This is a genomic window from Pseudomonas azadiae (genome assembly GCF_019145355.1).
GTDB classification, from domain to species: domain Bacteria; phylum Pseudomonadota; class Gammaproteobacteria; order Pseudomonadales; family Pseudomonadaceae; genus Aquipseudomonas; species Aquipseudomonas azadiae.
Genome location: NZ_JAHSTY010000001.1, coordinates 2,034,098 through 2,060,212 on the forward strand (window position 1 = coordinate 2,034,098; position 26,115 = coordinate 2,060,212).

25 protein-coding genes are annotated in these 26,115 nt (G+C 60.8%); 10 read left to right on the forward strand and 15 right to left on the reverse strand.

The genetic code is table 11. The features are described 5' to 3' along the window. Positions 1-49: 49 nt before the first annotated feature. Positions 50-418: a PilZ domain-containing protein gene (locus tag KVG91_RS09200; protein WP_169377541.1), complete on the forward strand. Its 369-nt coding sequence runs from the start codon at positions 50-52 to the stop codon at positions 416-418. Between the two features lie 127 nt (positions 419-545). Here KVG91_RS09200 and radA read toward each other — a convergent pair whose 3' ends face one another. Genes radA through katB form a run of 3 tightly spaced genes read right to left on the reverse strand, consistent with a single transcriptional unit; the run spans position 546 to position 4,085 of the window. After that, positions 546-1,913 carry a DNA repair protein RadA gene (gene radA, locus KVG91_RS09205; RefSeq protein ID WP_169377540.1) on the reverse strand — a complete coding sequence of 456 codons (1,368 nt, stop codon included), beginning with the start codon at positions 1,911-1,913 and terminating at the stop codon, positions 546-548. A gap of 35 nt (positions 1,914-1,948) precedes the next feature. Beyond that, on the reverse strand, positions 1,949-2,488 hold the full coding sequence (locus KVG91_RS09210) for an ankyrin repeat domain-containing protein (RefSeq protein ID WP_169377539.1): 540 nt from the start codon (positions 2,486-2,488) through the stop codon (positions 1,949-1,951). Between the two features lie 55 nt (positions 2,489-2,543). Next, on the reverse strand, positions 2,544-4,085 hold the full coding sequence (gene katB, locus KVG91_RS09215; RefSeq protein WP_169377538.1) for a catalase KatB: 1,542 nt from the start codon (positions 4,083-4,085) through the stop codon (positions 2,544-2,546). Between the two features lie 287 nt (positions 4,086-4,372). On the opposite strand from katB, the gene mscL reads away from it, so the two are divergent. Continuing rightward, positions 4,373-4,792 carry a large-conductance mechanosensitive channel protein MscL gene (gene mscL / locus KVG91_RS09220; RefSeq protein WP_169377537.1) on the forward strand — a complete coding sequence of 140 codons (420 nt, stop codon included), beginning with the start codon at positions 4,373-4,375 and terminating at the stop codon, positions 4,790-4,792. A gap of 43 nt (positions 4,793-4,835) precedes the next feature. Here mscL and KVG91_RS09225 read toward each other — a convergent pair whose 3' ends face one another. Next, positions 4,836-5,612 carry a ferredoxin--NADP reductase gene (locus tag KVG91_RS09225; RefSeq protein WP_169377536.1) on the reverse strand — a complete coding sequence of 259 codons (777 nt, stop codon included), beginning with the start codon at positions 5,610-5,612 and terminating at the stop codon, positions 4,836-4,838. A gap of 387 nt (positions 5,613-5,999) precedes the next feature. Between KVG91_RS09225 and KVG91_RS09230 the strand changes: the two genes are divergently transcribed. Together KVG91_RS09230 and KVG91_RS09235 are read left to right on the forward strand one after the other, a co-directional pair. Next, a complete protein-coding gene (locus KVG91_RS09230; RefSeq protein WP_169377535.1) occupies positions 6,000-6,710 on the forward strand; it encodes a helix-turn-helix transcriptional regulator in 711 nt (236 codons plus the stop codon). Between the two features lie 156 nt (positions 6,711-6,866). Continuing rightward, positions 6,867-7,991, forward strand: a complete 1,125-nt coding sequence (locus KVG91_RS09235; RefSeq protein ID WP_169377534.1) for a methyltransferase — start codon at positions 6,867-6,869, stop codon at positions 7,989-7,991. A 66-nt stretch (positions 7,992-8,057) separates the two neighbouring features. Here the strand turns inward: KVG91_RS09235 and KVG91_RS09240 are convergent, their stop codons facing one another. From KVG91_RS09240 to KVG91_RS09250, 3 genes are read right to left on the reverse strand one after another with little or no spacing between them, the layout of a single operon-like run. Then, positions 8,058-8,225: a DUF2474 domain-containing protein gene (locus KVG91_RS09240; RefSeq protein WP_169377533.1), complete on the reverse strand. Its 168-nt coding sequence runs from the start codon at positions 8,223-8,225 to the stop codon at positions 8,058-8,060. A 12-nt stretch (positions 8,226-8,237) separates the two neighbouring features. Next, a complete protein-coding gene (cydB, locus tag KVG91_RS09245) occupies positions 8,238-9,245 on the reverse strand; it encodes a cytochrome d ubiquinol oxidase subunit II (protein WP_169377532.1) in 1,008 nt (335 codons plus the stop codon). Position 9,246: 1 nt separating this feature from the next. Then, positions 9,247-10,701 carry a cytochrome ubiquinol oxidase subunit I gene (locus KVG91_RS09250; protein WP_169377531.1) on the reverse strand — a complete coding sequence of 485 codons (1,455 nt, stop codon included), beginning with the start codon at positions 10,699-10,701 and terminating at the stop codon, positions 9,247-9,249. A 313-nt stretch (positions 10,702-11,014) separates the two neighbouring features. Between KVG91_RS09250 and KVG91_RS09255 the strand changes: the two genes are divergently transcribed. Next, complete coding sequence (locus KVG91_RS09255; protein ID WP_217894882.1) at positions 11,015-12,253, forward strand: MFS transporter; 1,239 nt, start codon at positions 11,015-11,017, stop codon at positions 12,251-12,253. 155 nt (positions 12,254-12,408) lie between these two features. On the opposite strand, the gene KVG91_RS09260 is transcribed toward KVG91_RS09255, so the two are convergent. From KVG91_RS09260 to KVG91_RS09275, 4 genes are all read right to left on the reverse strand, one after another. Then, positions 12,409-14,592, reverse strand: coding sequence for a xanthine dehydrogenase family protein molybdopterin-binding subunit (locus KVG91_RS09260; protein WP_169376804.1), 2,184 nt, complete (start codon positions 14,590-14,592; stop codon positions 12,409-12,411). After that, the gene (locus tag KVG91_RS09265; RefSeq protein WP_169376803.1) at positions 14,589-15,578 is read right to left on the reverse strand and encodes an FAD binding domain-containing protein; all 990 of its coding nucleotides are present in this window, start codon (positions 15,576-15,578) and stop codon (positions 14,589-14,591) included. Before KVG91_RS09265 ends, KVG91_RS09260 begins: the two co-directional genes overlap by 4 nt. Further along, complete coding sequence (locus KVG91_RS09270) at positions 15,575-16,081, reverse strand: (2Fe-2S)-binding protein (protein WP_225926960.1); 507 nt, start codon at positions 16,079-16,081, stop codon at positions 15,575-15,577. The genes KVG91_RS09265 and KVG91_RS09270 overlap by 4 nt, the downstream gene beginning before the upstream one ends. A 96-nt stretch (positions 16,082-16,177) precedes the next feature. Further along, positions 16,178-16,624 (reverse strand): DUF4879 domain-containing protein, encoded by a 447-nt coding sequence (locus KVG91_RS09275; protein ID WP_169376802.1) that lies wholly within the window; start codon positions 16,622-16,624, stop codon positions 16,178-16,180. A 173-nt stretch (positions 16,625-16,797) separates the two neighbouring features. On the opposite strand from KVG91_RS09275, the gene KVG91_RS09280 reads away from it, so the two are divergent. Beyond that, a complete protein-coding gene (locus tag KVG91_RS09280; protein ID WP_169376801.1) occupies positions 16,798-18,093 on the forward strand; it encodes an NCS2 family permease in 1,296 nt (431 codons plus the stop codon). Further along, positions 18,090-19,169 carry a tRNA (uridine(54)-C5)-methyltransferase TrmA gene (trmA, locus tag KVG91_RS09285; RefSeq protein ID WP_169376799.1) on the forward strand — a complete coding sequence of 360 codons (1,080 nt, stop codon included), beginning with the start codon at positions 18,090-18,092 and terminating at the stop codon, positions 19,167-19,169. Before KVG91_RS09280 ends, trmA begins: the two co-directional genes overlap by 4 nt. A gap of 120 nt (positions 19,170-19,289) precedes the next feature. Here the strand turns inward: trmA and KVG91_RS09290 are convergent, their stop codons facing one another. Together KVG91_RS09290 and KVG91_RS09295 are read right to left on the reverse strand one after the other, a co-directional pair. After that, a complete protein-coding gene (locus KVG91_RS09290) occupies positions 19,290-19,754 on the reverse strand; it encodes a DUF2442 domain-containing protein (RefSeq protein WP_169376797.1) in 465 nt (154 codons plus the stop codon). Next, positions 19,751-20,179 (reverse strand): DUF4160 domain-containing protein, encoded by a 429-nt coding sequence (locus KVG91_RS09295; protein WP_169376795.1) that lies wholly within the window; start codon positions 20,177-20,179, stop codon positions 19,751-19,753. The genes KVG91_RS09290 and KVG91_RS09295 overlap by 4 nt, the downstream gene beginning before the upstream one ends. Before the next feature lie 328 nt (positions 20,180-20,507). On the opposite strand from KVG91_RS09295, the gene aroQ reads away from it, so the two are divergent. Together aroQ and KVG91_RS09305 are read left to right on the forward strand one after the other, a co-directional pair. Then, positions 20,508-20,957, forward strand: coding sequence for a type II 3-dehydroquinate dehydratase (gene aroQ, locus KVG91_RS09300; protein WP_169376793.1), 450 nt, complete (start codon positions 20,508-20,510; stop codon positions 20,955-20,957). After that, positions 20,954-21,802, forward strand: a complete 849-nt coding sequence (locus KVG91_RS09305; RefSeq protein ID WP_169376792.1) for a shikimate dehydrogenase — start codon at positions 20,954-20,956, stop codon at positions 21,800-21,802. Before aroQ ends, KVG91_RS09305 begins: the two co-directional genes overlap by 4 nt. Positions 21,803-21,946: 144 nt before the next feature. Here KVG91_RS09305 and KVG91_RS09310 read toward each other — a convergent pair whose 3' ends face one another. Continuing rightward, positions 21,947-22,588: a TetR/AcrR family transcriptional regulator gene (locus tag KVG91_RS09310; protein WP_169376790.1), complete on the reverse strand. Its 642-nt coding sequence runs from the start codon at positions 22,586-22,588 to the stop codon at positions 21,947-21,949. Between the two features lie 78 nt (positions 22,589-22,666). Continuing rightward, positions 22,667-24,568 (reverse strand): 3-dehydroshikimate dehydratase QuiC, encoded by a 1,902-nt coding sequence (quiC, locus tag KVG91_RS09315; RefSeq protein ID WP_169376788.1) that lies wholly within the window; start codon positions 24,566-24,568, stop codon positions 22,667-22,669. Positions 24,569-24,780: 212 nt separating this feature from the next. Here quiC and KVG91_RS09320 point away from each other — a divergent pair, with 212 nt between their 5' ends. Further along, complete coding sequence (locus tag KVG91_RS09320) at positions 24,781-26,115, forward strand: MFS transporter (RefSeq protein WP_169376787.1); 1,335 nt, start codon at positions 24,781-24,783, stop codon at positions 26,113-26,115.

Genomic DNA, 26,115 nt, shown 5'->3' on the forward strand with positions numbered 1-26,115 from the left:
CAATGATGGCGCAGGGCTACACTCCTTTCTATCCACCGAGGGTTTAACCATGTCCGAGCAACCGTCTGACCGCCGCTGTTTCCGCCGGATCGCGATTGATGCAACCACCGAACTGCGGCAAAACGGCCACGAATGGCCAGTGGAACTGGTGGATTTGTCGCTCAAGGGCCTGGCGATAAAGCGGCCCGACACTTGGAAAGGCAATAAGGCGCTGCCGTTCGACGTCGATATTCGCCTGGACCCGAAAGCCCATATAAAGATGCAGGTCAAGCTGACCCACGATGACCACGGCCAGTTAGGCTTTGCGTGCAAGGAAATCGACCTGGACTCGATCAGCCATTTGCGGCGGCTGATCGAGCTGAACCTGGGTGATCAGGAAGAGTTGGAACGGGAGTTGGGCGCGTTGCTGCAGCTGTAACAGTCAACACAATTCAAATGTGTGTGGGCTTGCTCGCGAAAGCGATGTGTCAGTGATGAATTTATCGACTGACACCCTGCCTTCGCGAGCAAGCCCGCTCCCACATGGGGGTCGCGGTGCTACTGAATTATTCGAACAACGCATCCAACGCCTGTTCGAGGCGTGTCACGCCTATCACTTGTAACCCCGCAGGCATTTCCTTCGGCGCGTTGCCCTTGGGCACGATCGCACGCTTGAAACCGTGCTTGGCGGCTTCCTTGAGGCGTTCCTGGCCGCTGGGCACCGGGCGTACTTCGCCGGACAGGCCGACTTCGCCAAACACCAGCAGGTCGTGGGGCAACGGTTTGTTGCGCAGGCTCGACATCACCGCCGCCATCAACGCCAGGTCGGACGCGGTCTCCAGCACCTTGACCCCGCCGACCACGTTCAAGAACACATCCTGGTCATGGGTAGGAATGCCGCCGTGACGGTGCAACACCGCCAGCAGCATCGCCAAGCGGTTCTGATCCAGGCCGAGCGTTACGCGCCGTGGGTTGGCCAAATGGCTGTCATCCACCAGCGCCTGCACCTCCACCAGCATCGGGCGTGTGCCTTCCCACGTTGCCATGACCACACTGCCTGGGACTTCTTCCTGAGCTCGAGTCAGAAAAATCGCCGATGGGTTGGAGACTTCTTTCAGCCCCTTGTCAGTCATCGCGAACACACCCAACTCGTTCACCGCACCGAAGCGGTTCTTCACCGCCCGCAGCAAACGCAAACGGCCGTCGGACTCGCCTTCGAAATACAACACCGTGTCGACCATATGCTCCAGCACCCGTGGCCCGGCCAGCGCGCCCTCTTTGGTCACGTGGCCGACCAGGAAGATCGCCGTGCCGCTCTGCTTGGCATAACGCACCAGCAGCGCCGCGCTTTCGCGTACCTGGGACACGCCGCCCGGTGCCGATTGCAGTTGCTCGGTGAAGATGGTCTGGATCGAGTCGATCACCATGACCTTGGGCTTTTCGATGCGCGCCGTAGCGATGATGCTTTCGATGCAGGTTTCGGTCATTACCCGCAACTGGTCCTGAGGCAAGCCCAGGCGGCGCGCGCGCATGGCCACTTGTTGCTGCGATTCTTCACCGGTGACGTACAGCGCCGGCATGCGGCTGGCGATACTGCACAGGGTTTGCAGCAGGATCGTCGACTTGCCGATGCCGGGGTCGCCGCCGATCAGCACCACCGAACCGTCCACCAGGCCGCCGCCGAGGACGCGGTCCAGCTCGCCGGACGCGGTGGAAAAGCGCGGGATCTCTTCGACGCTGACTTCGGCCAGGGTCTTGATCTGCGCCTGTTGCCCGGTCCAGCCGGCACGGCCGGTGGGCGCTGCGGCGCCGCCGCTTTCGATCATGGTTTCAGTCAGGGTGTTCCACGCACCGCACTCGGTGCATTGGCCGGCCCACTTGGGAAAGGTCGCGCCGCACTCCGTGCAGCCGTACATGCGCTTGGCCTTCGCCATTTGAGAACCTCCAACCGAAAAACCGCGATGATAGCTCAGCGCGGCGCCGGGGTCCGGATTTCACCGCTGGCCAATCGTGAAGCACTGTTACCGATCGGGTCTTCGGCGTTAAGGTCGGCGCCCTTGGCTTTCAGATCGTCCAGCAGCTCAAGGCGCTTGAACAGCCCAGCGTACATGGCCGCCGTCTGTCCGGCACCGTTGCGCTGGTCGGGGTTGCAATCGGTGGCCAGCAGGCGCTGGGCGATTTTCAGCTCGCCCTTGAAAATCGCCCCCATCAGCGCGGTGTTGCCGCGTTTGTCTTGCACGCAGGCGTCGGCGCCAGCATTGAGCAGACGCTCCACAAACGGGCCCTGGCCGTGATAGGCCGCGAGGATCAGCGCCGTATAGCCCTTGTCGTCTTGTGTGTTGAGGCTGTAGCCGGAGTCGATAAAGGTGTTGAGCATGTCGACATCGCCACGGCGGGCGGCGTCGAGATAATAATCTTGAAGCTGGGCCTTGAGCGCGACCGGGTCGGGAGACTCGGCCTGGGCGACAAAGGCCAGCATGGCCATCAGCAAACCGATAGAAATACGCATGGGTTTCTCCTGCCAAGGGTCGACGCCCTTAAGGGCGCCGACCGGAACCAACGGATCAGTCAGTCAGCTTTTCCGCCAGCGCTTTCACGCGCGCCAAGTCGCCCTTGGCAACCTTGGCCACGCCGGTGCCGTACTCCGGGTCAGCCTTGTAGAGGAACGACAGGATGATGTGCTTGCTCGCGTCGTCGGTGGTCGCCAAGGAGCCGCCGAAGTTTTCGATCAGGTCCTGACGTTCTTTCTTACTGTAGGAGCGATACAAATCCCCGGCCTGCTTGAAGTTCTGCTCACGCTGAATCTTCGCCTGCTGGGTGCTGCCCGACAGGGCAGACTGGCTGTAGCGCGCGGTCTGCGGTTCTTCGCGAGGCTCCAAACGGCTTGGCTGGTAGTTCACACCGGAGGTGGTTTTGCCCATGTTGAGCGCGCCGTCTTGGTTACCGTTGTTGACCGCAACCCGTGGCGCGTTGATCGGCAGTTGCAGGGCATTGGCGCCCAGGCGGTACATCTGGGTATCGGCGTAGGAGAACACCCGGCCTTGCAGCAGGCGGTCTTCCGACGGTTCGATACCCGGCACCAGGTTGGCCGGGGCCATGGCCACTTGCTCGGTCTCCTGGAAGACGTTGGCCGGGTTGCGGTTCAGCACCATTTGCCCGACTTTGCGCTCGGGCACATCCGGCCAGATCTTGGTGGCGTCCAGCGGGTCGAAATCGAACTTGGCCAGGTCTTCGGGCTTGAGCACCTGCACATACAGGTCCCACTTGGGGAAGTCGCCCTTGTTGATATGGGTGACCAGGTCGTGGGTCATGTGGCTGTAGTCACGCCCCTGCACTTCGGTGACCTGCTTGGGATCCAGGTTCTTGATGCCTTGCAGGCTTTTCCAGTGGAATTTGACGTAGTGCACTTCGCCTTTGGCGTTGATCAGCTTGTAGGCGTGCACACCGTTGCCGTCCATTTCCCGATAGCTGGCCGGGGTGCCGGAGTCGGAGTACAGCTCGGTCAGGGTGCGAGTGGATTCGGGCACGTGGGAGAAGAAGTCGAAGCGACGGGAATCGTCGTCCAGGTTGGTTCGCGGATCTGGCTTGAACGCGTGGACCATGTCCGGGAACTTGATGGCATCGCGGATGAAGAACGTCGGGAAGTTGTTGCCGACCAGGTCCCAATTACCCTCAGCGGTGTAGAACTTGGTGGCGAAACCGCGCGGGTCACGCAGGGTTTCCGGGGAGTGGTTACCGTGGACCACGGCAGAGAAGCGCACGAATACCGGCGTGGCCTCGCCGGCTGCGAACACTTTTGCCTTGGTCAGGTCGCTGAGGCTGTCCGTGACCGTGAAGGTGCCGTGGGCCCCGGTGCCACGGGCGTGTACCACGCGCTCAGGGATGCGTTCGCGGTCAAAGCGTTGCAACTTCTGGATCAGTTGCACGTCCTGCAGCAATACTGGGCCGTTGGGGCCGGCTGTTTGCGAGTTCTGGTTATCGCCCACGGCGGCGCCGTTATCGCGCGTCAGGTTGGCGGCCTGCACAGAAAGGGAAAGCAGGCTGGCGGTTACCAGTATCAGCACGGATCGCGCTGCAACAGGCCCGCGGCTCTTTGGATTTTTCATCGAGGTTTCCTCTGGTTTTTTTAATGCACATTCAGTTGTGCTTGCCAGAGGCTAGTGACACCCGAGTCAGAAGATAAATAGAAAAGCCGTACCAACCCGATTAATAAAATAATCTGGTAAACCCATGATTCGGCGCGTATTTCGCGCGCGATTAGTGGCACTTTGCAAACTATTTGCGCTTTGATGTGTCGATAAAAACTAACAGTGTTAACGGTTGTGTCAGGCAAGCCCGCCACGACTGACTTACACTAAGCCCCACCCTTCTCATCTGTAACAAGGAATAACCTATGGGCGTGATCAGTGAGTTCAAGGCCTTCGCGGTCAAAGGTAATGTGGTCGACATGGCGGTCGGTATCATCATCGGCGCCGCCTTCGGCAAAATTGTTTCATCGTTTGTAGGCGACGTGGTGATGCCGCCACTCGGTCTGTTGATCGGCGGTGTGGACTTCGGTGATCTGGCCGTGACACTCAAGGCAGCCCAAGGCGACGCGCCTGCGGTGATCCTGGCCTACGGTAAATTCATCCAGAGCGTGGTGGACTTCCTGATCGTCGCGTTTGCGATCTTTATGGGCGTAAAAGTCATCAACCGCCTGAAGCGCGAAGAGGCCGTTGCGCCAAAGCTGCCACCGGTGCCTACCAAGGAAGAAGTGTTGCTGGGCGAGATCCGCGATCTGCTCAAGGCGCAGCACGACAAGCCGCTTCAATAAATGCCGGCTTGGAAAGAAGGCGCCTGCCAGGGGCGCCTTTTTATTACCAGTAGTTTTCGACCGCCACCTGGCCAGGACGACGGCTCAAGCTCAGGTTCATATCACGCTGTTTGAGCAACTGGCGCGTGTCATCGACCATCTGCGGGTTGCCGCAAATCAGTACGCGCGAATGTTCCGGGGTCAGCTCGACGCCGGCCGCGCTTTCCAGTTCGCCATTTTCAATCAGGGCCGTGATCCGCCCATTCAGCGCGCCGGGATGTTGTTCTCGGGTGACGATGGGAATATAGGTGAGCTTGTGCGCGTATTCGGCCAGGTATTCGCGCTCACCCAGTTCCTTGATCAGCGCCTGATAAGCCAGTTCCCTGGCTTCGCGGGCGCTGTACACCAGGACGATGCGCTCGAATTTTTCCCAGACTTCGAAGTCCTGCAAAATCGACAGGAACGGCGCCACCCCGGTGCCGGTGCCCAGCATCCACAAATCGCGGCCGTCGACAAACCGGTTCAAGGTCAGAAAGCCCGTGGCCTGGCGTTCCACCAGCAGCGTGTCGCCCACCCGCAGGCGGCTCAGCTCACTGGTGAACTCACCGCCTGGGACGACGATGGAGAAGAAATCCAAGTGTTCGTCAAACGGCGAGGACACCAGCGAGTAAGCGCGCCATACGGTGCTGCCGTCCGCCTTGGTCACCCCCAGGCGGACGAACTGGCCGGCAGTGAAACGAAACCCCGGATCGCGGGTAGTGCGCAGGGTAAACAGGCTGGGGGTCAGCGATTGCACATCAAGCAAGGTCTGGCGGGTAAATTTCTCAGCACTGGCCGTCATAGGGGCCTCCGTTCAGCAGGTGGCCTAGTGTCCCTCAAAGTGGCGCATGGAAACACCTACGGCGAGTAGTGGCTTCGTGCAGGCAGCAGTAGTGGCTAAATAATTCCACCGCCAATCAATTCGCTATTAGCCGTTTTGGCAAGTTCATAAAGAGGGTGTTAGTTGATCGTTACAGAACGCTTCAATCTATTAATAATCCGTGACTTTCAGCGGCCCGCTTAAGAGCACATGCAAATATTCTTGCAAAAAAATTCTTAAATTCTTCTGTTCAATAACGAAATTTTCCTCTTGAGATGTAGCCGCTGTCCTACACTCATTCCCGTGCGGCGTTGGGGGTTCAGGATGTACCTCAGGGCACAGAGAATGGGACGGCATGGAGAATATCCGATGATCCGCTGGATAAATACACAACCCCTCCAACATAAAGACGAGGACGAGCTGACCGAGGTCTTTGAAAGGGTGATCACTAAAACCTATGAGCTTGGCTTCGACTACTGTTGCGTGAAGATGAGTTCCAATGAATCGAGAGACAATGCGCACCCAACTGTACTTACAAATTGTCCGGATGAATGGGAAATACTCTATGCCAAGGCAGAGTTCTTCCGCATAGACCCCGTCGTGGAATACTGCCAGAGCAATGTATTACCCCTTGTCTGGCGAAAAGCACTATTCCAATACGTACCCAGCCTCTGGACATTGGCACGAACCCTGGGCGTGCATAACGCGCTGACCTTTAGCGTGCATGATCCCCGAGGGGTGATCAGCATGTTGACCCTGAGCCGCAGTAAAGGCGCAGTCACCCCGGAAGAGCTCTACGAAAAAGCAGGCCTGGCGCTATGGCTGTGCCATTTGATACATGACGCACTGGCGCGCAAGCATGCCGACAGACCCCATGCCAACCCTGTCAGCACCTTGACCGCACGGGAGACCGAGATCCTCAAATGGTCTGCCTTGGGCAAGACGGCTGACGAAATCAGCCAAATCATTAAAATTACACCCCGTACGGTGGGCTTTCACGTCAGCAGCATACTCAGGAAGCTAGGCGTCAATAACAAGATCGCCGCGGTGCTGCGCGCATCAAAAATGGGGCTGTTTTAGCCCAACGAGAAACGCCATGTAATCGCGCTGGAAAAAACGTAACATTTACGGCCAAATCTGAGTGTTGAGCAGCCTCCGGGCGCAGCACGCAGTTCACTCAGACGGTTCGGCCGGCCACTGCCGAACACCTATCGTTTACCCAGAGCCTCCCCCGCCATGCCCCTGCTTGAAAGCCCCTTCGCCCAGCTCGACCTGATCCGCCAGCCAGAGCAACACAACGATCCGCTGCAAGCGTTCGATGCCGCTGACGAGTACCTGCTCAATCATCTGGCCGAACAGCAGCCGTCTTCTGCAACCCGCGTGCTGGTGCTCAACGACAGCTTCGGCGCCCTGGCGGCCAGCCTAGAGGGCCAGGTGCAAGTCACCTCCAGTGGCGACTCATTCCTGGCGGCACAGGGCCTGGAGAAAAACCTGATACGCAACGGCAAGAGCTTTGATGCTGTACCGTTTATCCCGGCCAGCCAGATACCCGCCGGGCCTTTCGACCGCGTGCTGGTTCGCGTGCCGAAAACCCTGGCACTGCTTGAAGAACAATTGATCCGCCTGCAAGGGCACCTGGCGCCGGGTGCCCAGGTCATCGCCGGGGCAATGATCAAGCACTTGCCACGGGCGGCCGGCGAGTTGCTGGAGCGCTACATCGGGCCGATGCAGGCGTCGCTGGCGGTCAAAAAAGCACGCTTGCTGATCGCCACGGTGCAAGACCGCCCGGTTGCCGTTTCGCCTTACCCCACCCGTTACACGCTCGACGCACCGGCCATCGAACTGCTGAACCATGCCAACGTGTTCTGCCGTGAAAACCTGGACATCGGCACCCGCGCGTTCCTGCCGCACCTGCCGAAAAACCTGGGCAACGCGCGGGTGGCAGACCTGGGTTGCGGCAACGGTGTACTGGCCATCGCCAGCGCGCTGCAAAACCCCGATGCGCAGTACACCTTGGTGGACGAGTCGTATATGGCCGTGCAATCGGCGGCCGCCAATTGGCACGCCGCGCTCGGTGAACGCGATGCTGTCGTGCGTGCCGCCGATGGCCTGGCGGGCCAGGCCGCCGATTCTCTGGAGGTGGTGCTGTGCAACCCGCCGTTCCACCAGCAGCAAGTGGTCGGTGATTTTCTCGCCTGGCGCATGTTCCAGCAGGCCCGGGAAGCGCTGGTGGCAGGCGGTGCGCTGTATATCGTCGGCAACCGGCATTTGGGTTATCACACCAAGCTGGCGCGCTTGTTCCGGGGCGTCGAACACGTCGCCACCACGCCAAAATTCGTGATCCTTAAGGCGCGCAAATAAAAAAGGCCCTGCCACTCCTAAGAGGGGCAAGGCCAAAACCGTGCCGCAAGGCAACGGGATGGGAAGTCAGTGCGTGGTCAAGCCGGCCGCATTCATGAACATGCGCATCAGGCTGGCCACGATAAACAGCGCCAGCACGCTGCCGGCCCAGATCATCGCCAGCCATCCCAGGCGCCGCCACAACGGCCGTTTCTCGGCCTGTTCAATATCGTGCAACGAAGGTTTGCCGGACATGGAAATACCCTCCTAGTGATAACCGTCTTCGTGGGTGACCTTGCCGCGGAACACGTAGTAGCTCCAGAAGGTGTAACCCAGGATGAGCGGGATGATGAATAACGTGCCCACCAGCATGAAGCCCTGGCTTTGCGGCGGCGCGGCGGCGTCCCAGATCGACACCGACGGCGGAATGATATTAGGCCACAGGCTGATCCCCAGACCGCTGTAGCCCAGGAAGATCAGCACCAGCGTGAGCAGGAACGGCGTGTAATGCGCATGCCGTGCGACGGCGCGGAACAGCCCGTACAGCGTCACCAGTACCAGGATCGGCACCGGCAGGAACCAGAACAGGTTCGGCAGGGTGAACCAGCGCGAGGCGATTTCAGGATGCGTCAATGGCGTCCACAGGCTGACGATGCCGATCACCGCCAACACCACGAGCGCCAGCGGCCGTGCCAGGTTGTGCATCTTTTCCTGCAGCGGACCTTCGGTTTTCATGATCAGCCAGGTACAGCCAAGCAACGCATAGGCCACGATCAGCGCCACGCCGCAGAACATTGTGAACGGCGTGGCCCAGTCCAGCGAACCTCCGGCAAATTGGCGATCGACCACTTGGAAGCCATCAATGAATGCGCCCAGCGCCACGCCCTGGAAGAAGGTGGCCGCAATCGAGCCGCCGATAAACGCCTTGTCCCACAGGTGCCGCTTGTCGTCCTTGGCCTTGAAGCGAAACTCGAAGGCCACCCCGCGAAAGATCAAGCCGATCAGCATCAGGATCAGCGGCAGATACAGTGCCGACAGCACCACCGAATAGGCCAGCGGGAAAGCGCCGAACAACCCCGCGCCGCCCAGTACCAGCCAGGTTTCATTGCCGTCCCACACGGGCGCTACGGTGTTCATCATCACGTCGCGATCGGTCTTGCCCGGAACGAACGGAAAGAGAATGCCGATCCCCAGGTCGAAGCCGTCCATGATCACGTACATCATGATGCCGAAGATGATGATCACGGCCCAGATCAGCGGAAGATCAATACCCATCTCAATGCCCCTTGTGCTGGATGTCGTCGTGCTGGTCGGATGGCATATCATTCTCGGTGCCATCATCGGCAGCCGACAACGGACGCGCCGGTGTGCGTTTCTGGCCGGGCCCACCATGGGTTGGCTCAGTGACGTCATGGGTGACCGGGCCTTTGCGCACCAGGCGCATCATGTAGCCCAGGCCCGCGCCGAACAGCGCGAAGTACACCACCACGAACAGCACCAGGGTAATCGTCATCTGCGCCAGGCTATGCCCGGAAGAAGCATCCGCCGTGCGCATCAAACCGTAGACGACCCACGGCTGACGGCCGATCTCGGTGGTGAACCAACCCGCAAGAATCGCGATCAGGCCGGACGGCCCCATCCACAACGCCAGGTACAGGAACGGCCTGGACGTGTACATCTTGTCGCCCCGGCGCAGCCAGAGGCTGAACAGGCCGGTGAAGATCATCAGGAAACCCAGGCCGACCATGACTCGGAACGACCAGAACACGATGGTCGAGTTGGGGCGATCCTCGGGTGGAAACTCCTTGAGCGCCGGCACCTGCTTATCCAGGGAGTGGGTGAGGATCAGGCTGCCCAGATAAGGGATTTCCACCGCGTACTTGGTTTTTTCGGCTTTCATGTCGGGCCAGCCAAACAGGATCAGCGGGGTTGGCTCGTTGCCTTTGTTTTCCCAGTGGCCTTCGATCGCGGCGATTTTCGCCGGCTGGTGCTCCAGCGTATTGAGACCATGGAAGTCACCGATCACCGCCTGGATAGGCGCAACGATCAGGGCCATCCACATCGCCATGGAGAGCATCTTGCGGATCGCCGGGTTGTCCTTGCCACGCAACAAGTGCCAGGCCGCCGAGGAGCCGACGAAGAACGCGGTGGCCACGAAAGCCGCCGTGGCCATGTGCGCCAGGCGATAGGGGAACGACGGGTTGAAGACGATGGCAAACCAGTCGGTGGGAATCACTCGGCCGTCAACGATCTCAAAGCCCTGCGGGGTCTGCATCCAGCTGTTGGACGACAGGATCCAGAACGTGGAAATCAAGGTACCCACGGCCACCATGACCGTGGCGAAGAAGTGCAGGTTGCGCCCCACTTTATTCCAGCCAAACAGCATCACGCCGAGAAAACCCGCCTCGAGGAAGAAGGCCGTGAGCACTTCGTACATCAGCAGCGGCCCGGTGACGGCACCGGCGAAGTCCGAGAAGCGGCTCCAGTTGGTGCCGAACTGGTAGGCCATGACCAGACCGGACACCACACCCATGCCGAAGTTGACGGCAAAGATCTTCGACCAGAAATGGTAGAGGTCGCGGTAGGTGTCGTTTTTGGTCTTGAGCCATAAGCCTTCCAGCACCGCAAGGTAACTGGCCAGGCCGATGGTGATCGCCGGGAACAGGATGTGGAAAGAGATGGTGAACGCAAATTGGATTCGGGCGAGATCTAGCGCCTCCAAACCGAACATAAGTCTTCCTCTGTCAGGTGAAACCGGTTCCGGGCGCAAGCCTGCACCCACTGCCCCCACGGATATGGAGTCTGGCGAATTTCAATTCGTTTCTTTTTTTACCCGCCGTGCGGGGAATCTGGCCCTGAGGCCGCCAGACCAACGTGCGGAAATTGATCTGGATCAAGCATTGCTCAAAGAGTAGTCCCATTTTCGACGCAGGGCGGCGTGGTCTTTTGCCGCGTGACAGACTGTCTCAGCTCAGTTGGCGCAACTATCTGTTACAACTTAATGATAATCTCGGCGCTTCCTTCGGCCCTGACCTGAACTCCCAATGCCCAGTGAACCCGCGTTGTTGTTGCGTCACCACCGCCCTTTCATCGCGTTCTGGCTGGCGCGCATTTTCACCGCCAGCGGTTTCCAGATGCTCACCGTGGCCATCGGCTGGAACCTCTACCAACTGACCGGCAATGTGCTGGACCTGGGATTGGTCGGCCTGGTGGAATTCGTACCGCGCGTGCTGTTCATGCTGCACACCGGGCATGTGGCCGACCGCTATGAGCGACGCAAGGTCGCCGCCATTTGCCAGACCGTGCAGGCTTTGATCGCACTGTCCCTGGCCATCGGTGGCCTGACCGGTAACGTGACCCGCGAGATGATCTTTATCCTCGCCTTCCTGCTGGGTGCCGCGCGCTCGTTCGAAATGCCCACCACCCAGGCGATGCTCCCCAGCATCGTGCCCAGCGCGCTGTTCCCGCGGGCAGTGGCTTCGTCGCAGTCAGCCCAGCAGTTGGCAACCATTGTTGCCCCGGCCCTCGGCGGTTTGCTCTATGCATTCGGCAGCGTGTGGGTATATGGCCCCACGGTGGTGCTGTACCTCATTGCCTGCGGGCTGACCCTGAACTTGCCTGCGCGCCAGACACCGCTGAACAAAGCCAAGGCGACCATGGATTCGTTGCTGGCCGGCATCCGCTTCATCCGCAGCCGCCCGGACATCCTCGGCGCCATCTCCCTCGATTTGTTCGCGGTGCTGCTGGGCGGCGCCACCGCGTTGTTGCCGGTGTTCGCCAAGGACATCCTGTTGACCGGCCCCTGGGGCCTGGGCCTGCTGCGTTCGGCACCGGCGGTGGGTGCGTTGCTGATGTCATTGTGGTTGGCGCGGTTCTCTGTCGACCGGCACGTTGGCCGCGTGATGTTTACCGCGGTGGGCGTGTTCGGCGTGGCAACCATCGCCTTCGGCCTGTCCACTTCGTTCTGGTTTTCCCTGGCGGTGCTGGTGGTGCTGGGCGCAGCCGACATGATCAGCATGGTGATCCGCGCCTCGTTCGTGCAGCTTGAAACGCCGGATGAAATGCGCGGGCGCGTCAGTGCGGTCAACGGCTTGTTTATCGGCGCGTCCAATCAGTTGGGTGAGTTTGAGTCCGGGATTACCGCGCACTGGTTCGGCACCGTGCCCGCCGTGGTCATGGGCGGGATCGGTACGCTGGTGGTGACCGGGGTGTGGATCAAGTTGTTTCCGACCTTGGCGAATCGAGATCGGATGCATGTGCCGGTGGTAGAGCCTAAGGTTTAAGCCCGCCGCCATCTTATTGTTGAAATACAGTAAATGTGGGAGCGGGCTTGCTCGCGAAGGCGGTGGGTCAGTCACCTGATCGGCTGGCTGATCCACCGCCTTCGCGAGCAAGCCCGCTCCCACATTTTGGATCTTCGGTGGGTTGAGGATCGGGGCTAGAGCACCTTATCCAAGGTAATCGGAAACTCCCGCACCCGTTTGCCGGTGGCGTGATAAATCGCATTCGCCACCGCCGCCGCTACGCCGACAATCCCGATTTCACCGACTCCCTTGGAGCCCAGGGCGTTGACGATCTCGTCGTGCTCTTCGACAAACACCACATCAATCTCGCCAATATCGGCGTTCACCGGAATGTGATACTCCGCCAGGCTGTGGTTCATGTAGCGCCCCAGCTGATGGTCAATCTGGGTTTCTTCATGCAGGGCCATGCCGATGCCCCACACCACACCGCCGAGGATCTGGCTGCGGGCCATCTTCGGGTTGACCACGCGCCCGGCGGCGATGGCGCTGACCACGCGGCTGACCTTGATGGTGCCTAGGTCCTCATCCACGCGCACCTCGACAAACACCGCCGAATGGGTGGCCGTGGCGTAGCCTTCACGTTTCTTGTCCGGCTCACTGTCGACCTGCACCTCCAATGCGTCTTCGCCGCTGTCCTTGACCAGCTGTGCCAACGACACACTCACGTCGCCGGTATGCAATTGGCCCTCTTCAAAGCGCACGGACGCGGCATCCTTGAACACCGGGTAAGTCTGCCGGGCGATTTCCAATAGCTTGGCGGTCAAGGCTTCACAGGCTTGCTGCACGGCCGTGCCGACGGAGGACACGGTAAACGAGCCGCCCTGCAGCGGTGCGGTAGGCAGTGATGAATCACCCAGCACAAAGGCCACGTTCTCGACCGCCACGCCGCTGGCCTGCGCGGCGATCTGGGTCATTACCGTGTAAGTGCCGGTACCGATATCGGTGGTGGCGCTGCTGACAGTGAGCTTGCCGTGCGCGTCGATCCGCGCCTTGGCGCTGGCCTTCATCTGCATGGCCTCCCACACGCCGCCGGCCATGCCCCAGCCGATCAACTGGCGGCCATCACGCATGCTGCGCGGTTCGGGGTTGCGCTGGCTCCAGCCGAAACGCTCGGCACCTTCGCTGTAACACTCGCGCAGGGCCTTGCTCGACCAGGGCTTGTCTTCGTTCTGGTTGCGCTCGGCGTAATTGATCAGGCGCAGTTGCACCGGGTCGATGGCCAAGGCGCAGGCCAGTTCGTCCATGGCGCATTCAAGGCCGATCACCCCGAGGGCCGCACCCGGCGCGCGCATGTCCAAGGGCGTGAACACGTCCAGTGGCGCCAGCTTATAAGTGAGCTGCACGTTATCGCAGTGGTAGAGCATGCCGCTCCATTCCACCACATGTTCACTGAAATCCTCGAAGCGCGACGTCTGGCCGATAGCCGTGTGCCCTAACGCCAGCAAACGCCCGTTGGCGGCGGCGCCCATTTGCAAGCGCTGCAAAGTGCGCGGGCGGTAGCCGAAGGTGAACATCTGCTGGCGCGTCAGCGTGACCCGCACCGAACGCTTGAGCGCCAGAGAAGCCATCACCGCCAGCGGCAATTGATATTGCGGGCGCAGGCCGGAGCCAAAAGCGCCGCCGACGAACGCGGCGAAAATGCGCACCTGGCTTTTATCCAGGCCGAACACTTTTTGCACATAGGCCTGGCAGTTTTGCGGGCCTTGGGTCTTGTCATGGATATGCAGGGTGCCGTCGGTCTGGTACAGGACGGTGCTGGCGTGGGGCTCCATGGGGTTGTGGTGTTCGACCGGCGTGCTGTAGTGCAGGTCCAGGCTGATGGCGGCGCCGGCCCATTCGGCCTGGAAGTTGCCGCGCGGCCCTGGCGGGGTTTGCGGTGAGGGGTGGGCCTGTTCCTGCACTGCCGCCAGGTCGGTTTCGAACGCCTCGGTTGCGTACTCGATCTCCACCAGGGAGCCGGCATGTCGCGCCAGCTCCAGGTTGTCGGCGATCACCAGGGCCAGGGGCTGGCCGCTGTACAGCACGCGGTCGTTGTAGAGCGGGCGAAACGGCGAACCGTCGGCCGCATCCGCGTCCTGGAAGGCATCGTCGTAGCTCGCGATCCTGGGCCGGTTGAGGTGGTGGATGACTTCCACCACGCCCGGCAACGCCAGGGCCTTGGACGCCTCGATTTTAATCACGCGGCCCTTGGCAATGCTGCTCGACACGACGCTGCCGTGGAGCAGACCGTGTTCAGGAAATTCACCGGCATAACGCGCCTGGCCAGTGACCTTGAGCAGACCGTCGACACGGTCCAGGGGTTTTCCGATAGCGGTCATGGGCGCTCTCCTGCGACAGCGGCGTCACTCAGGGCACGAATAATCCCCCGGCGTGCCAGCTTGATCTTGAAGCCGTTGTGCGCCAGCGGCTCGGCGTCCTGCAGCAGTGCGTCGGCGGCCTGGCTGAAGGTTTCGCGGCTGACCACCTGGCCGATCAACGAGGCTTCCACCGCGCGGTCACGCCAGGGTTTGTGGGCCACCCCGCCCAACGCCAGGCGCGCGTCAATGATGGTGTCGCCGTCCAGCTCGAGTGCTGTGGCCACGGACACCAGGGCGAACGCGTAGGAGGCACGGTCGCGGATTTTAAGGTAGTTGCTATGGCTCGCCAGGTTGTCGGCGGGCAGTTCGATGGCGGTGATCAGCTCGTCATCGGCCAATTGGTTGTCGCGCTGCGGCGCATCACCGGGCAGACGGTGGAAGTCGGCGAATTCGATCACCCGCGCGCCGCCGCGACCTTCGACATGCACCCGCGCTGCCAGCGCTGCCAGGGCCACGCACATGTCTGAAGGATGGGTCGCGACGCACTGTTCACTGGCGCCGAGAATCGCGTGGATGCGGTTCAGGCCGGTGCGCGCCGGGCAGCCACTGCCGGGTTCGCGCTTGTTACAGGGCACGTGGGTGTCATAGAAGTAGTAGCACCGCGTGCGTTGCAACAGGTTGCCGCCGGTACTGGCCATATTGCGCAGTTGCGGCGAGGCGCCCGCGAGGATCGCCTGGGACAACAGCGGGTAACGCTGTTCGATCAGCGGGTGCCAGGCCAGGTCGGCGTTGCTCACCAGGGCGCCGATCAGCACACCGCCCTCGGCTGTCTCCTGAATGTGGTTTAACGGCAACCCGGTAATATCGATCAGATGCTCGGGGCGGCTGATGTTTTCTTTCATCAGGTCCAGCAGGTTGGTGCCTCCGGCGATAAAACGCGAAGCGCCACTGCTCAGGTGCACGGCCTCCTGCACATCGGCCGGTTTGCTGTAGTGGAAGGGATTCACTGCTCACCTCCCAAGACTTCCTGCACGGCGTCGCGAATATTGTTGTAGGCGCCGCAGCGGCACAGGTTGCCGCTCATCAGCTCCTGGATTTGCGCGCTGTCATGGGCGCGCCCTTCGTTGACCAGGCCAACGGCCGAGCAGATCTGGCCGGGGGTGCAATAACCGCATTGGAAGGCGTCGTGTTTGATAAAGGCCTGCTGCATCGGGTGCAGTTGGTCGCCGGTGGCCAGGCCCTCGATGGTGGTCAGCTCGGCACCGTCGCACATCACCGCCAGGGTCAGGCAGGCATTGATCCGTTTGCCATCGCGCAACACCGTGCAGGCACCGCACTGGCCGTGGTCGCAGCCTTTCTTGCTGCCCACCAGGTTGAGCTGTTCGCGCAAAAGGTCGAGCAGCGTGGTCCAGGGCAATACATCCAGCTGGCGATCCTGGCCGTTGAGGCTCAGGCGTATCGAGTGGCTGACGAACGGTTGATCCGCCGCGCCATTGGGGGTCGCGCTCATAAACACCTCACGGGTTGGTGTACATCCGCGGCGTTCTGGGAAGTCGCCGTCTCAGGGGTACGACTTCCAGGGGTTTTGAGCGTTCAAGCGGATTGATCAGCGGATATTGAGTAGCGTCTTGAGGGTGTTGCGCGGTGGGTTGATCGAGGCGTTACTGTATTCGAACCAGCCTTGCGCCTGCACATTCAGCTCATACACGTAGATGTAACCCACCAACGTGCCCGACCCGGTGCAGGCCTGGCTGATGTTGCCGACCTGGCACACAGCGGTCCGCTGGCCATTGAGCACCGCACCATTAAAGAGGCCGACCGGGTTATTGCCCAGGCCGACTTCCATCACCGAGACCTGGGTGGCTCCGCGGTGCGTGCACATCTGCGTGGTGTTCACGCGCTCAGGGATGGTTTCGGTGCAAGCCGCCGACTCGACCTTGAACACGCGCACCTCGCTCAAGGGCGGTGCAGTGGCGCCCCACGCCGGTGCTGCGCCGAGCCACAGGCTCAGACAAGGGATCAGGGCTAGACTCCATGGGTTGGTTTTTTTCATGGGGCGGGTGACCTTCGTTTAAACGTCGGCGCAGTATGCCTCAAGGCCTCGGCTGCTGGTATGATGCGCCGCTTTTTCCGATCCTCTCTGGAACCACAGGCGCTTGGCGCAGTTTGTGCTTTGACTTAGAGGTCAACAAATCACGACGCAACCAAGCGTCACAGGGAGCAGGCATGCTGGAAAAGCTGTTTCAACTCAAGGCACACAACACCAACGTGCGCACCGAGATCCTCGCGGGCATCACGACCTTCCTGGCCATGGCCTACATCCTGTTCGTGAACCCGAGCATCCTCGGCGAGACCGGCATGGACAAGGGTGCGGTGTTCGTCGCGACCTGCCTGGCGGCCGCCATCGGTTCGACGGTGATGGGCCTGATCGCCAACTACCCGATCGCCCTGGCGCCGGGCATGGGCCTCAACGCCTTCTTTACCTACACCGTGGTCCTCCACATGGGCCACACCTGGCAGGTTGCGCTGGGCGCGGTGTTCATCTCGGCGGTGCTGTTCTTCCTGCTGTCGATTTTTCGCATTCGTGAATGGATCATCAACAGCATTCCGCTGCCCCTGCGCTCGGCGATTGCCGCGGGTATCGGCCTGTTCCTGGCGCTGATCGCGCTGCATAACGCCGGTATCGTGGTCGCCAACCCGGCCACCCTGGTGGGAATGGGTGACTTGAAACAACCTGCTCCCATCCTCGCGACGCTGGGTTTCGTACTGATCGTCGCACTGGAAGCCCTGGCCGTACGCGGTGCCGTGCTCATTGGCATCCTGGCCGTGACTATCGTGTCGATACTGCTGGGCGTCACTCCCTTCGGCGGCGTGACCTCGATGCCACCGTCCCTGGCGCCGACGTTCCTGCAACTGGATATCAAAGGCGCGCTGGATATCGGCCTGGTCAGCGTGATCTTTGCGTTCCTGTTCGTCGACCTGTTCGACAACTCCGGCACCCTGATCGGCGTGGCCAAGCGTGCCGGGCTGATGGGCAAGGATGGCCATATGCCGAAAATGGGCCGTGCGTTGATTGCCGACAGTACCGCCGCCATGGCCGGTTCCTTGCTGGGCACTTCGACCACCACCAGCTACATCGAATCGGCCGCGGGCGTGAGCGCCGGTGGCCGTACCGGCTTGACCGCCATCGTGGTCGCGATCCTGTTCCTGCTGGCGTTGTTCTTCTCGCCACTGGCCGCCAGCGTTCCAGCGTTTGCCACTGCACCGGCACTGCTGTTCGTCGCCGTGCTGATGACCCAGGGCCTGGCCGAGATCGACTGGGACGACATTACGGTGGCAGCGCCGGTGGTGATCACCGCCCTGGCGATGCCCTTCACTTACTCCATCGCCAACGGCATCGCCTTCGGTTTCATCGCCTGGACCGCCATCAAGCTGCTTTCGGGCCGCTACCGTGAGCTGAACCCGGCGCTGGTGATTCTGTCGATTCTGTTTGTGATCAAGCTGGGCTGGTTCAACGCATGACTTTTGACGCCGCACGCTACACCGCGCAACTTCAGGACAAGGTCACGCGCTTGCGTGACCTGCTGGCGCCGTTCGACGCCCCCGAGCCGCAGGTATTCGACTCACCGCTGCAGCACTTCCGCCTGCGCGCCGAGTTCCGCCTGTGGCGCGAGGACGGCGAGCGCCACTATGCGATGTTCTCGCAGGACGACAAGCGCACGCCGATCCTGATCGAAGACTTCCCGATTGCCAGCCAACGCATCAACCAACTGATGCCGCAACTCAAGGCTGCCTGGCAAGCCAGCGCCGCCCTGAGCCACAAGTTGTTCCAGGTGGAGTTCCTGACCACCCTGGCCGGCAACGCGATGATCACCCTGTGTTATCACCGCCCGCTGGACGAGCATTGGCACAACGCCGCGAACAAGCTGGCAACAGACCTGAACGTGAGCATCATCGGCCGCTCCAAGGGCAAGCGCGATGTGATCGGCCATGACTACGTGGTGGAAAAACTCGAGGTGGGCGGCCGTACTTTCAGCTACCGCCAACCTGAAGGCGCGTTCACCCAGCCCAACGGCACCGTGAACCAGAAGATGCTCAACTGGGCATACGAAGCCCTGGGCGATCGCCCGGACGATCTGCTCGAGCTGTACTGCGGCAACGGTAACTTCACCCTGCCGCTGGCGACCCGCGTGCGCAAAGTGCTGGCCACCGAGATCAGCAAGACCTCCGTGAATGCCGCCTTGAGCAACCTCGATGAAAACGCGGTGGACAACGTCACCCTGGTGCGCCTCTCCGCCGAAGAACTCACCGAAGCCCTCAATGAAGTGCGCCCGTTCCGCCGCTTGCACGGCATCGACCTGAAAAGCTACGAATTCGGCAGCGTATTCGTCGACCCGCCGCGCGCCGGCATGGACCCGGACACCTGCGAACTGACCCGACGCTTCGACAACATCCTGTACATCTCCTGCAACCCGGAGACGCTGGCGGCGAACATTGCGCAGTTGCATGACACTCATCGTATTACCCGATGCGCGATGTTTGACCAGTTTCCGTGGACACACCATATGGAATCCGGGGTGTTGCTGACCCGCCGATAGGCCGGCCCGACACCACCAATCCCTTGTTGGAGCTGGCTTGCCTGCGATAGCGGTGTATCAGCCACACACCGTCGGCAGACAGTCCGCTATCGCAGGCAAGCCAGCTCCCACATTGGAACTTCATGTATCCGGTGAATCGCCGGGCTCCACGACTTCCTTGCGGGGCCGACCACCCTTCTTGCCATTGGCCCGGGCGGCCGCCGATTTGGCGGCGCTGCGTTTGCGACCGTTGCGGGAGGCCACCAGGCTTGTCGCGAGGTCCATCAGCGGCTGGCTTGTCGCGATCAGGCCCGTGATCGAAACGTCCAGATCCTTGGCCTCGCAGCAGAGCGCCTTGCCGCCGAAACCTACTTCCAACTGCTGGAAGTCCTGCGGGGAAAACCCCTCGAACTCCGGCAGGCCGGCCACCGGCAACATGACGCGGCTGCCGTCGCTGAAGCCAATGGAGATGCAGTCGTCTTGATAGCGCACGTTGCTGGCGTTGGCATACAGACGCTTGAGCTTGCGCCCACGGGCTATTGCCTTTTCGACATCAGCGTCGGTGAGGGGCACATAGGGTGTGACTTTGGCTTTTACGATTTTCATAAATTAATTCCCACGTTATCTGGCGCTCTTATCAGACTCAAAATTGTCCGTTGCTCTACGACGTCGTGCCGGGCGCTTGCAATGACATAAACACCGCGTCGAATGACTAATCCTGGAACCAACTCACCAGCCTCCCAATCCCAGGAATGATTCTCCAGGCAAACTGTTTGCAGGTTTTCCCACCAGATCCTGCGTGCCCGCACCAGGTAGTGCCGCTGCATGATGACCTCGCGTATTTCCTTCAGGACCGCCGTGGGCGGCCCGCTGCGTTCAGGGTTTACATCCCACAACTCCACGTCCCCATTCAGAAAGCTGAAGCGAAAACGCGCATCCCAGACCCGTCCTCTGACATGTACGTGGGGAGGGCAATGCTCATCCCGAAGAAATACCGAAATCACATAGCCTCTGTAAGCACCTACTTTCATACTAACCCATCCGTTAGGTTTTATTCCGTCAGGTAACAATTTTTCCGTGCCACCCGACAACCGGCTCCTTTTTCCGAAGCTGCTTCACAGACTAGTAACGACTAAAAAACCGGCGAACGTCGGGTTGTAACCACTCATGCCAATGGTTGGAAATACGCGGCCAACGCTCGCCAACCCTGCTCGCCCAGCAATCCCCCGTAATACCTTGGCTTCTTCGGGCGATAATTAAAGGTTCGATAATCGAACATATCCGCCCACATCAATTGACCAAATTAACCAACCAGTACATTTTATCCACACAACTGACAAGAACTGTGGAGACCCCCTTATGCCGCCCCTCGTGCTGGTGCTCAACGGCCCCAACCTGAACCTGCTCGGCACCCGCGAGCCGGCTACCTATGGCCATGAAACCCTGGCCGATGTCGCTGCCCTGTGTGGCCGCAGCGCCGAACAACTCGGGCTGAACATCGAATTCCGCCAGACCAACCACGAAGGCGAATTGCTTGACTGGATCCACGGCGCCCGCGCTCGCTGCGCCGGCATCGTGATCAACCCGGCAGCCTGGACCCACACCTCGGTGGCCATTCGCGACGCGCTGGTCGCCAGTGAAGTGCCGGTGATCGAGGTGCATCTGTCCAACGTGCATGCCCGTGAAGCGTTCCGTCATCACTCGTTCGTATCGCCCATTGCCACAGCGGTATTGGCCGGGTTCGGCAGCCAGGGCTACCACTTGGCCCTGGAACATTTCAGCCATCTGCTCAAAGGGTCGGCACAATGAAACCGCGCATCCTCGCCGGTCTGATCGGCGCCGGCATCCAGGCCTCTCGCACGCCCGCTTTGCATGAACAGGAAGGTGACGCCCAAGGCCTGCGCTACCTGTACCGTTTGATCGACCTTGAGCCGCTGCATCTGGACATCAACGCCCTGCCCGACCTGCTGCACGCCGCCGAGTTGATGCAGTTCACCGGGCTGAACATCACTTACCCCTGCAAACAGGCAATTCTGCCGCTGCTTGATAACTTGTCCGACGAGGCCCGCGGCATAGGCGCGGTCAACACGGTGGTGTTCAAGGACGGCAAACGCATCGGCCACAACACCGATTGCCTCGGGTTCGCCGAAGGGTTCCGACGCAATTTGAATGACGTGGCCCGTCAACGCGTGGTGCAGATGGGCGCTGGCGGGGCTGGCGCGGCGGTGGCGCATGCGTTGCTGGCAGAAGGCGTGGAGCACTTGAGTATTTTCGATGTGGACGTCACACGCGCCCGCGACCTTGTGGATAACCTGGCGCAGCATTTCGGCACCGGTCGCGCCCAGGTGGGCAGCCACTTGGAAAACGCGATGGCCGAGGCGGACGGCGTGGTCAACACCACGCCGATGGGCATGGCCAAGCTGCCCGGAACGCCGGTTCCCGCGGCCCTGTTGCGGGCAGAGCTATGGGTGGCGGAAATCGTGTATTTCCCTTTGGAAACCGAACTGCTGCGCGACGCCCGCGCCTTGGGTTGCCGCACGCTGGATGGCGGCAACATGGCGGTGTTTCAGGCGGTGAAGGCGTTCGAGTTATTCAGTGGGCAGGCAGCGGATGCGCAACGCATGCTGGCGCACTTCCAGAGCCTGAATACCTGACTGCCAAAACCGGATTAAACCTGTGGGAGCTGGCTTGCCTGCGATAGCGGTTTGCCAGGCGAAGGTGTAGCTCTGACACACCGCTATCGCGGGCAAGCCCGGCTCCCACATGGATTGTATTCCAGCCTGGAGCATTGCGTGTAGTCAGGCCTGCAAGTAGCGCATCACCGAGTCGCATATCATCTCGCGGTGCCGCTGCTTGACCGCCTCATCCGACAGCTCGATCTGAAAGATCTCACTGAACGTATGGCGGTTGGACACGCGGTAAAAGCTGAATGAGTTGATCAGCAGGTGCACGTCCAGCGGCTCCAGCCCATCCCTGAATAGGCCCATCTGCGCCCCACGGCGCAACGTTGCGCCCAGCGCTTCGAGGATGTTGCTGTTCATCGCCTTGATCGCATCCGAGCGCTTCACGAATTCGGCGTTGTGGATATTCTCGATGCTGACGATGCGCACGAAATCCACGTTCTGGTCGTGGTGATCGAAGGTGAATTCCACCAGCCGACGGATCGCTTCGCGCGGTTCCAGGGCGGTGAGGTTCATGCGGGTCTCTGTGTTGCGGATGTCGCCGTAGAGCTTCTCGAGCACCTCGACGTACAACTGCTCCTTACTGCCAAAGTAGTAGTAGATCATGCGCTTGGAGGTGTGGATGCGCTCGGCGATGGCGTCCACGCGAGCACCGGCGAGGCCCTGTTGGACAAACTCGACAATGGCTTCCTGGAGTATGTTCTCGCGGGTCTTTTCCGGATTGTTCTTACGACTCTTGCGGGTTGCCTCGGAGGTCATGGTGCGCTCACGGCCAGTGCTATGCAGGCCATGATTATGGGCCGCGATGCACAACGAAAGAAAGCACCCCGCCCGCCGTTATAACCGCGCCTGGCGCACCGCACCGCTGCGCGATTTGGCCATCGCCGCCAGGCGCACCGCCACGTTGGCCGCGCCGTAGCCGGCATAGCCGTTCTTGCGCTGGAGGATCTCGAAGAAAAATCGCCCCTCGAAGGGTTCGGTGTACACGTGAAACAATTCACCGCCCTGCGCGTCGCGGTCGTACAACACGTTGTAGTAGGCCAGCTCGCTGAGGAACTCGTCGTCAAAATCGAAGCGCGCCGCCAGGTCGTCGTAATAGTTGAGCGGAATATCCAGCAGCGGCACCCCGGCCTCTTTGGCGCGGCGTACCTCGGCGAAAATATCCGCGCAGTCGAAGGCAATGTGGTGCACGCCCGAGCCGCGATAGCTCGACAGCGCGTGGGAAATGGCCGTGTTGCGGTTCTCGGAGATATTCAGCGGCAGGCGAATCGAGCTGCAACGGCTGCGCAGTGCACGGCTTTTTACCAGGCCATAAGGGTCGGGCAACACCACTTCATCATCGGCCTCGAAGTCCAGCAGGCTCTTGTAGAACAGCACCCAACTGTCGAGGCTGTCGGCCGGCAGCGCCATGGCCATGTGATCGATGCGCAGCAAGCCACCGCTGGACGACGATGGCGGTTGCAGGTTGAAATCCGTGTCGTACAGGCCGCCTTCGCTCGGGTCCACCAGGTAAATCAGGCTACCGTCCGGCGCGCGCACCGCTGCCAGTTCCAGCTCATTGGGGCCGACCAGGCCGCGATACGGCTGGCCCTTGTAGGCCACCGCCCGCTCCAGGGCCTTGGCGCTGTCCTTGACCCGCATCGCAGTGGCGCATAACGACGGCCCGTGGGCTTCGAAAAAGTTGTGCGCGAAGGAATAGGGCTCGCAGTTGAGGATCAGGTTGATATCGCCCTGGCACAGCAGGCTTACGCTCTTGGAGCGATGCTGCCCGGCCTTGACGAAGCCCAGGCGCTCCAGCCAGTGCGTGAGTTTGGCGCCGAGGCTTTCATCGACGGCGAACTCGAGGAACTCAATGCCGTCGTACTCGCTGGCGGCTGGGGTATCGAACAGAATCTCGACCGGTTGCGCGGGGGCCTCCTGTTGCAGACGCTCGCGGGTCTTCTCTTCCAGGTAGAGCAGGGAGCGCAAGCCATCCGCCGCGTTCGCCCGGGTGGGCGCGGCACGAAAGCCGTCGTTGAAAATCTCCAGGGACAGTGGCCCGGTGTAACCGCTCTTGATGATCGGCGCGAGGAACCCGGCCAGGTCGAATTCGCCCTGGCCGGGAAAACAGCGAAAATGCCGACTCCACTCCAACACGTCCATGGCCAGGATTGGCGCGTCGGCCATTTGTACAAAAAAGATCTTGTCGCCGGGGATCTGCGCAATGGCGCTCGGGTCGCCCTTTAGGGACAAGGTATGAAAGCTGTCCAACAGCACACCAAGGGCCGGATGATCGACCTGGCGCACCAGGTTCCACACCTGTTGCCAGGTGTTCACATGCTTGCCCCAGGCCAAGGCTTCATAGCCAATGCGCAGGCCACGGCGGCCGGCGTGTTCGGCGAGCAGGCCCAGGTCATCCAGCAAAATGTGCTCGTCGCCGACGCAATCGGCCGACGCGTTGCTGCACACCAGCACCAGGTCGGTGCCCAGTTCCTGCATCAAATCGAATTTGCGCTCGGCACGCTCAAGGTTGCGCGCCAAGCGGTCGCGGCGGCATCCTTCGAAGTCGCGAAACGGCTGGAACAAGGTGATGGCGATGCCCAGGTCGGTGCACATCTGCCTGACTTCGCGCGGGCTGCCGTCGTAATACAACAAATCGTTCTCGAAGATTTCAACCCCGTCAAACCCGGCGGCGGCAATGGCTTCGAGCTTTTCCGGCAGGGTGCCGCTCAAGGAAACGGTGGCAATGGAACGTTGCATGGGCGACTCCCGGCAATTGTTGTTTGCAGCAAATTATTCGCCCCCAGCCTGCACGCAGCAATTAAAATGTACGAACCGGTTAGTTTTCGGTGCGATTATCGAACACTATGCCGATTTGGCGAATTGACGAGTTTTTAGCCACTGCGCACCATCGATCACGCAAAGAAGACCCAAAACACACCATAAAAATTTCAAAAAACGGGTACGACCTCATGCCTCTGCAAAATTCCGTCCTGGCCGATCGCCCAGGCAACCCGCACGCCGGCATCGGCGACAAGATCCGCGGCGCCCTGGCCGTGGGTAAAACGCGCTGGGGCATGCTGGCCCTGGTGTTTTTCGCCACCACCCTGAACTACATCGACCGCGCCGCACTGGGCGTAATGCAACCGATCCTGGCCAAGGAAATGAGCTGGACGGCGATGGACTACGCCAACATCAACTTCTGGTTCCAGGTCGGCTATGCCATCGGCTTTGTGCTGCAAGGCCGCTTGATCGACCGGGTGGGCGTCAAGCGCGTGTTCTTCTGCGCCGTATTGCTGTGGAGCCTGGCGACCGGCGCCCACGGCCTGGCCACGTCGGCGGTGGGCTTTATGGTGTGCCGTTTTATCCTCGGGCTGACCGAAGCGGCCAACTACCCGGCGTGCGTTAAAACCACGCGCTTGTGGTTCCCGGCGGGCGAACGGGCGGTGGCCACCGGTATCTTCAACGCCGGCACCAACGTTGGCGCGATGATGACGCCGATGCTGCTGCCCGTGATCCTGCAGGTGTGGGGCTGGCAAGCGGCGTTCCTGTGCATGGCATCGCTGGGCGCGATCTGGCTGGTGTTCTGGGGGTTGAAGTACTACAACCCGGAAGAGCATCCGACGGTTAAACAATCCGAATTGGATTACGTGCAGCAGCAAGTCGAGCCGGAACAACCTGGCGTACCTTTCAGCCGCATCCTGCGCATGCGCGGCACCTGGGCGTTCGCCATTGCCTACGCGCTGACCGCGCCGGTGTTCTGGTTCTACCTGTACTGGCTGCCGCCGTTCCTGAACCAGCAATACAACCTGGGCATCAACGTGACCCAAATGGGCATCCCGCTGATCATCATCTACCTGACCGCGGACTTCGGCAGCGTGGGGGGCGGGATCCTGTCCTCGTTCCTGATCGGTCGCGGGATGAACTCGATCAAGGCGCGGCTGCTGTCGATGCTGCTGTTTGCCTGCTGCATCGTCGGCGTGATCATGGCCGCCGGCTCCAGCCAGCTGTGGGTCGCGGTGTTTGCCATCTCCCTGGCGATTGGCGCGCACCAGGCCTGGACCGCCAATATCTGGAGCCTGGTGATGGACTACACGCCCAAGCACATGATGAGCACGGTGTTTGGTTTCGGCGGCATGTGCGCGGCCATCGGTGGCATGTTCATGACCCAGATCGTCGGCCACATCCTCACGGTGACCAACAACAATTACACCGTGTTGTTCACCCTGATCCCGGCGATGTACTTCGTTGCGCTGACCTGGATGTACTTCATGGCGCCGCGCAGGATTCCCGCCGTAGACGCCTGA

Bases quoted from the DNA above. Each gene is read 5' to 3' on its own strand.
- aroQ (WP_169376793.1), top strand. From the start codon at position 20,508: ATGCCGCCCCTCGTGCTGGTGCTCAACGGCCCCAACCTGAACCTGCTC.
- KVG91_RS09310 (WP_169376790.1), bottom strand. From the start codon at position 22,588: ATGACCTCCGAGGCAACCCGCAAGAGTCGTAAGAACAATCCGGAAAAG.
- trmA (WP_169376799.1), top strand. From the start codon at position 18,090: ATGACTTTTGACGCCGCACGCTACACCGCGCAACTTCAGGACAAGGTC.
- cydB (WP_169377532.1), bottom strand. From the start codon at position 9,245: ATGGGTATTGATCTTCCGCTGATCTGGGCCGTGATCATCATCTTCGGC.
- radA (WP_169377540.1), bottom strand. From the start codon at position 1,913: ATGGCGAAGGCCAAGCGCATGTACGGCTGCACGGAGTGCGGCGCGACC.
- KVG91_RS09320 (WP_169376787.1), top strand. From the start codon at position 24,781: ATGCCTCTGCAAAATTCCGTCCTGGCCGATCGCCCAGGCAACCCGCAC.
- KVG91_RS09255 (WP_217894882.1), top strand. From the start codon at position 11,015: ATGCCCAGTGAACCCGCGTTGTTGTTGCGTCACCACCGCCCTTTCATC.
- KVG91_RS09210 (WP_169377539.1), bottom strand. From the start codon at position 2,488: ATGCGTATTTCTATCGGTTTGCTGATGGCCATGCTGGCCTTTGTCGCC.
- quiC (WP_169376788.1), bottom strand. From the start codon at position 24,568: ATGCAACGTTCCATTGCCACCGTTTCCTTGAGCGGCACCCTGCCGGAA.
- KVG91_RS09250 (WP_169377531.1), bottom strand. From the start codon at position 10,701: ATGTTCGGTTTGGAGGCGCTAGATCTCGCCCGAATCCAATTTGCGTTC.
- KVG91_RS09280 (WP_169376801.1), top strand. From the start codon at position 16,798: ATGCTGGAAAAGCTGTTTCAACTCAAGGCACACAACACCAACGTGCGC.
- katB (WP_169377538.1), bottom strand. From the start codon at position 4,085: ATGAAAAATCCAAAGAGCCGCGGGCCTGTTGCAGCGCGATCCGTGCTG.
- mscL (WP_169377537.1), top strand. From the start codon at position 4,373: ATGGGCGTGATCAGTGAGTTCAAGGCCTTCGCGGTCAAAGGTAATGTG.
- KVG91_RS09260 (WP_169376804.1), bottom strand. From the start codon at position 14,592: ATGACCGCTATCGGAAAACCCCTGGACCGTGTCGACGGTCTGCTCAAG.
- KVG91_RS09305 (WP_169376792.1), top strand. From the start codon at position 20,954: ATGAAACCGCGCATCCTCGCCGGTCTGATCGGCGCCGGCATCCAGGCC.
- KVG91_RS09240 (WP_169377533.1), bottom strand. From the start codon at position 8,225: ATGTCCGGCAAACCTTCGTTGCACGATATTGAACAGGCCGAGAAACGG.
- KVG91_RS09295 (WP_169376795.1), bottom strand. From the start codon at position 20,179: ATGAAAGTAGGTGCTTACAGAGGCTATGTGATTTCGGTATTTCTTCGG.
- KVG91_RS09200 (WP_169377541.1), top strand. From the start codon at position 50: ATGTCCGAGCAACCGTCTGACCGCCGCTGTTTCCGCCGGATCGCGATT.
- KVG91_RS09230 (WP_169377535.1), top strand. From the start codon at position 6,000: ATGATCCGCTGGATAAATACACAACCCCTCCAACATAAAGACGAGGAC.
- KVG91_RS09225 (WP_169377536.1), bottom strand. From the start codon at position 5,612: ATGACGGCCAGTGCTGAGAAATTTACCCGCCAGACCTTGCTTGATGTG.
- KVG91_RS09235 (WP_169377534.1), top strand. From the start codon at position 6,867: ATGCCCCTGCTTGAAAGCCCCTTCGCCCAGCTCGACCTGATCCGCCAG.
- KVG91_RS09270 (WP_225926960.1), bottom strand. From the start codon at position 16,081: ATGAGCGCGACCCCCAATGGCGCGGCGGATCAACCGTTCGTCAGCCAC.
- KVG91_RS09275 (WP_169376802.1), bottom strand. From the start codon at position 16,624: ATGAAAAAAACCAACCCATGGAGTCTAGCCCTGATCCCTTGTCTGAGC.
- KVG91_RS09290 (WP_169376797.1), bottom strand. From the start codon at position 19,754: ATGAAAATCGTAAAAGCCAAAGTCACACCCTATGTGCCCCTCACCGAC.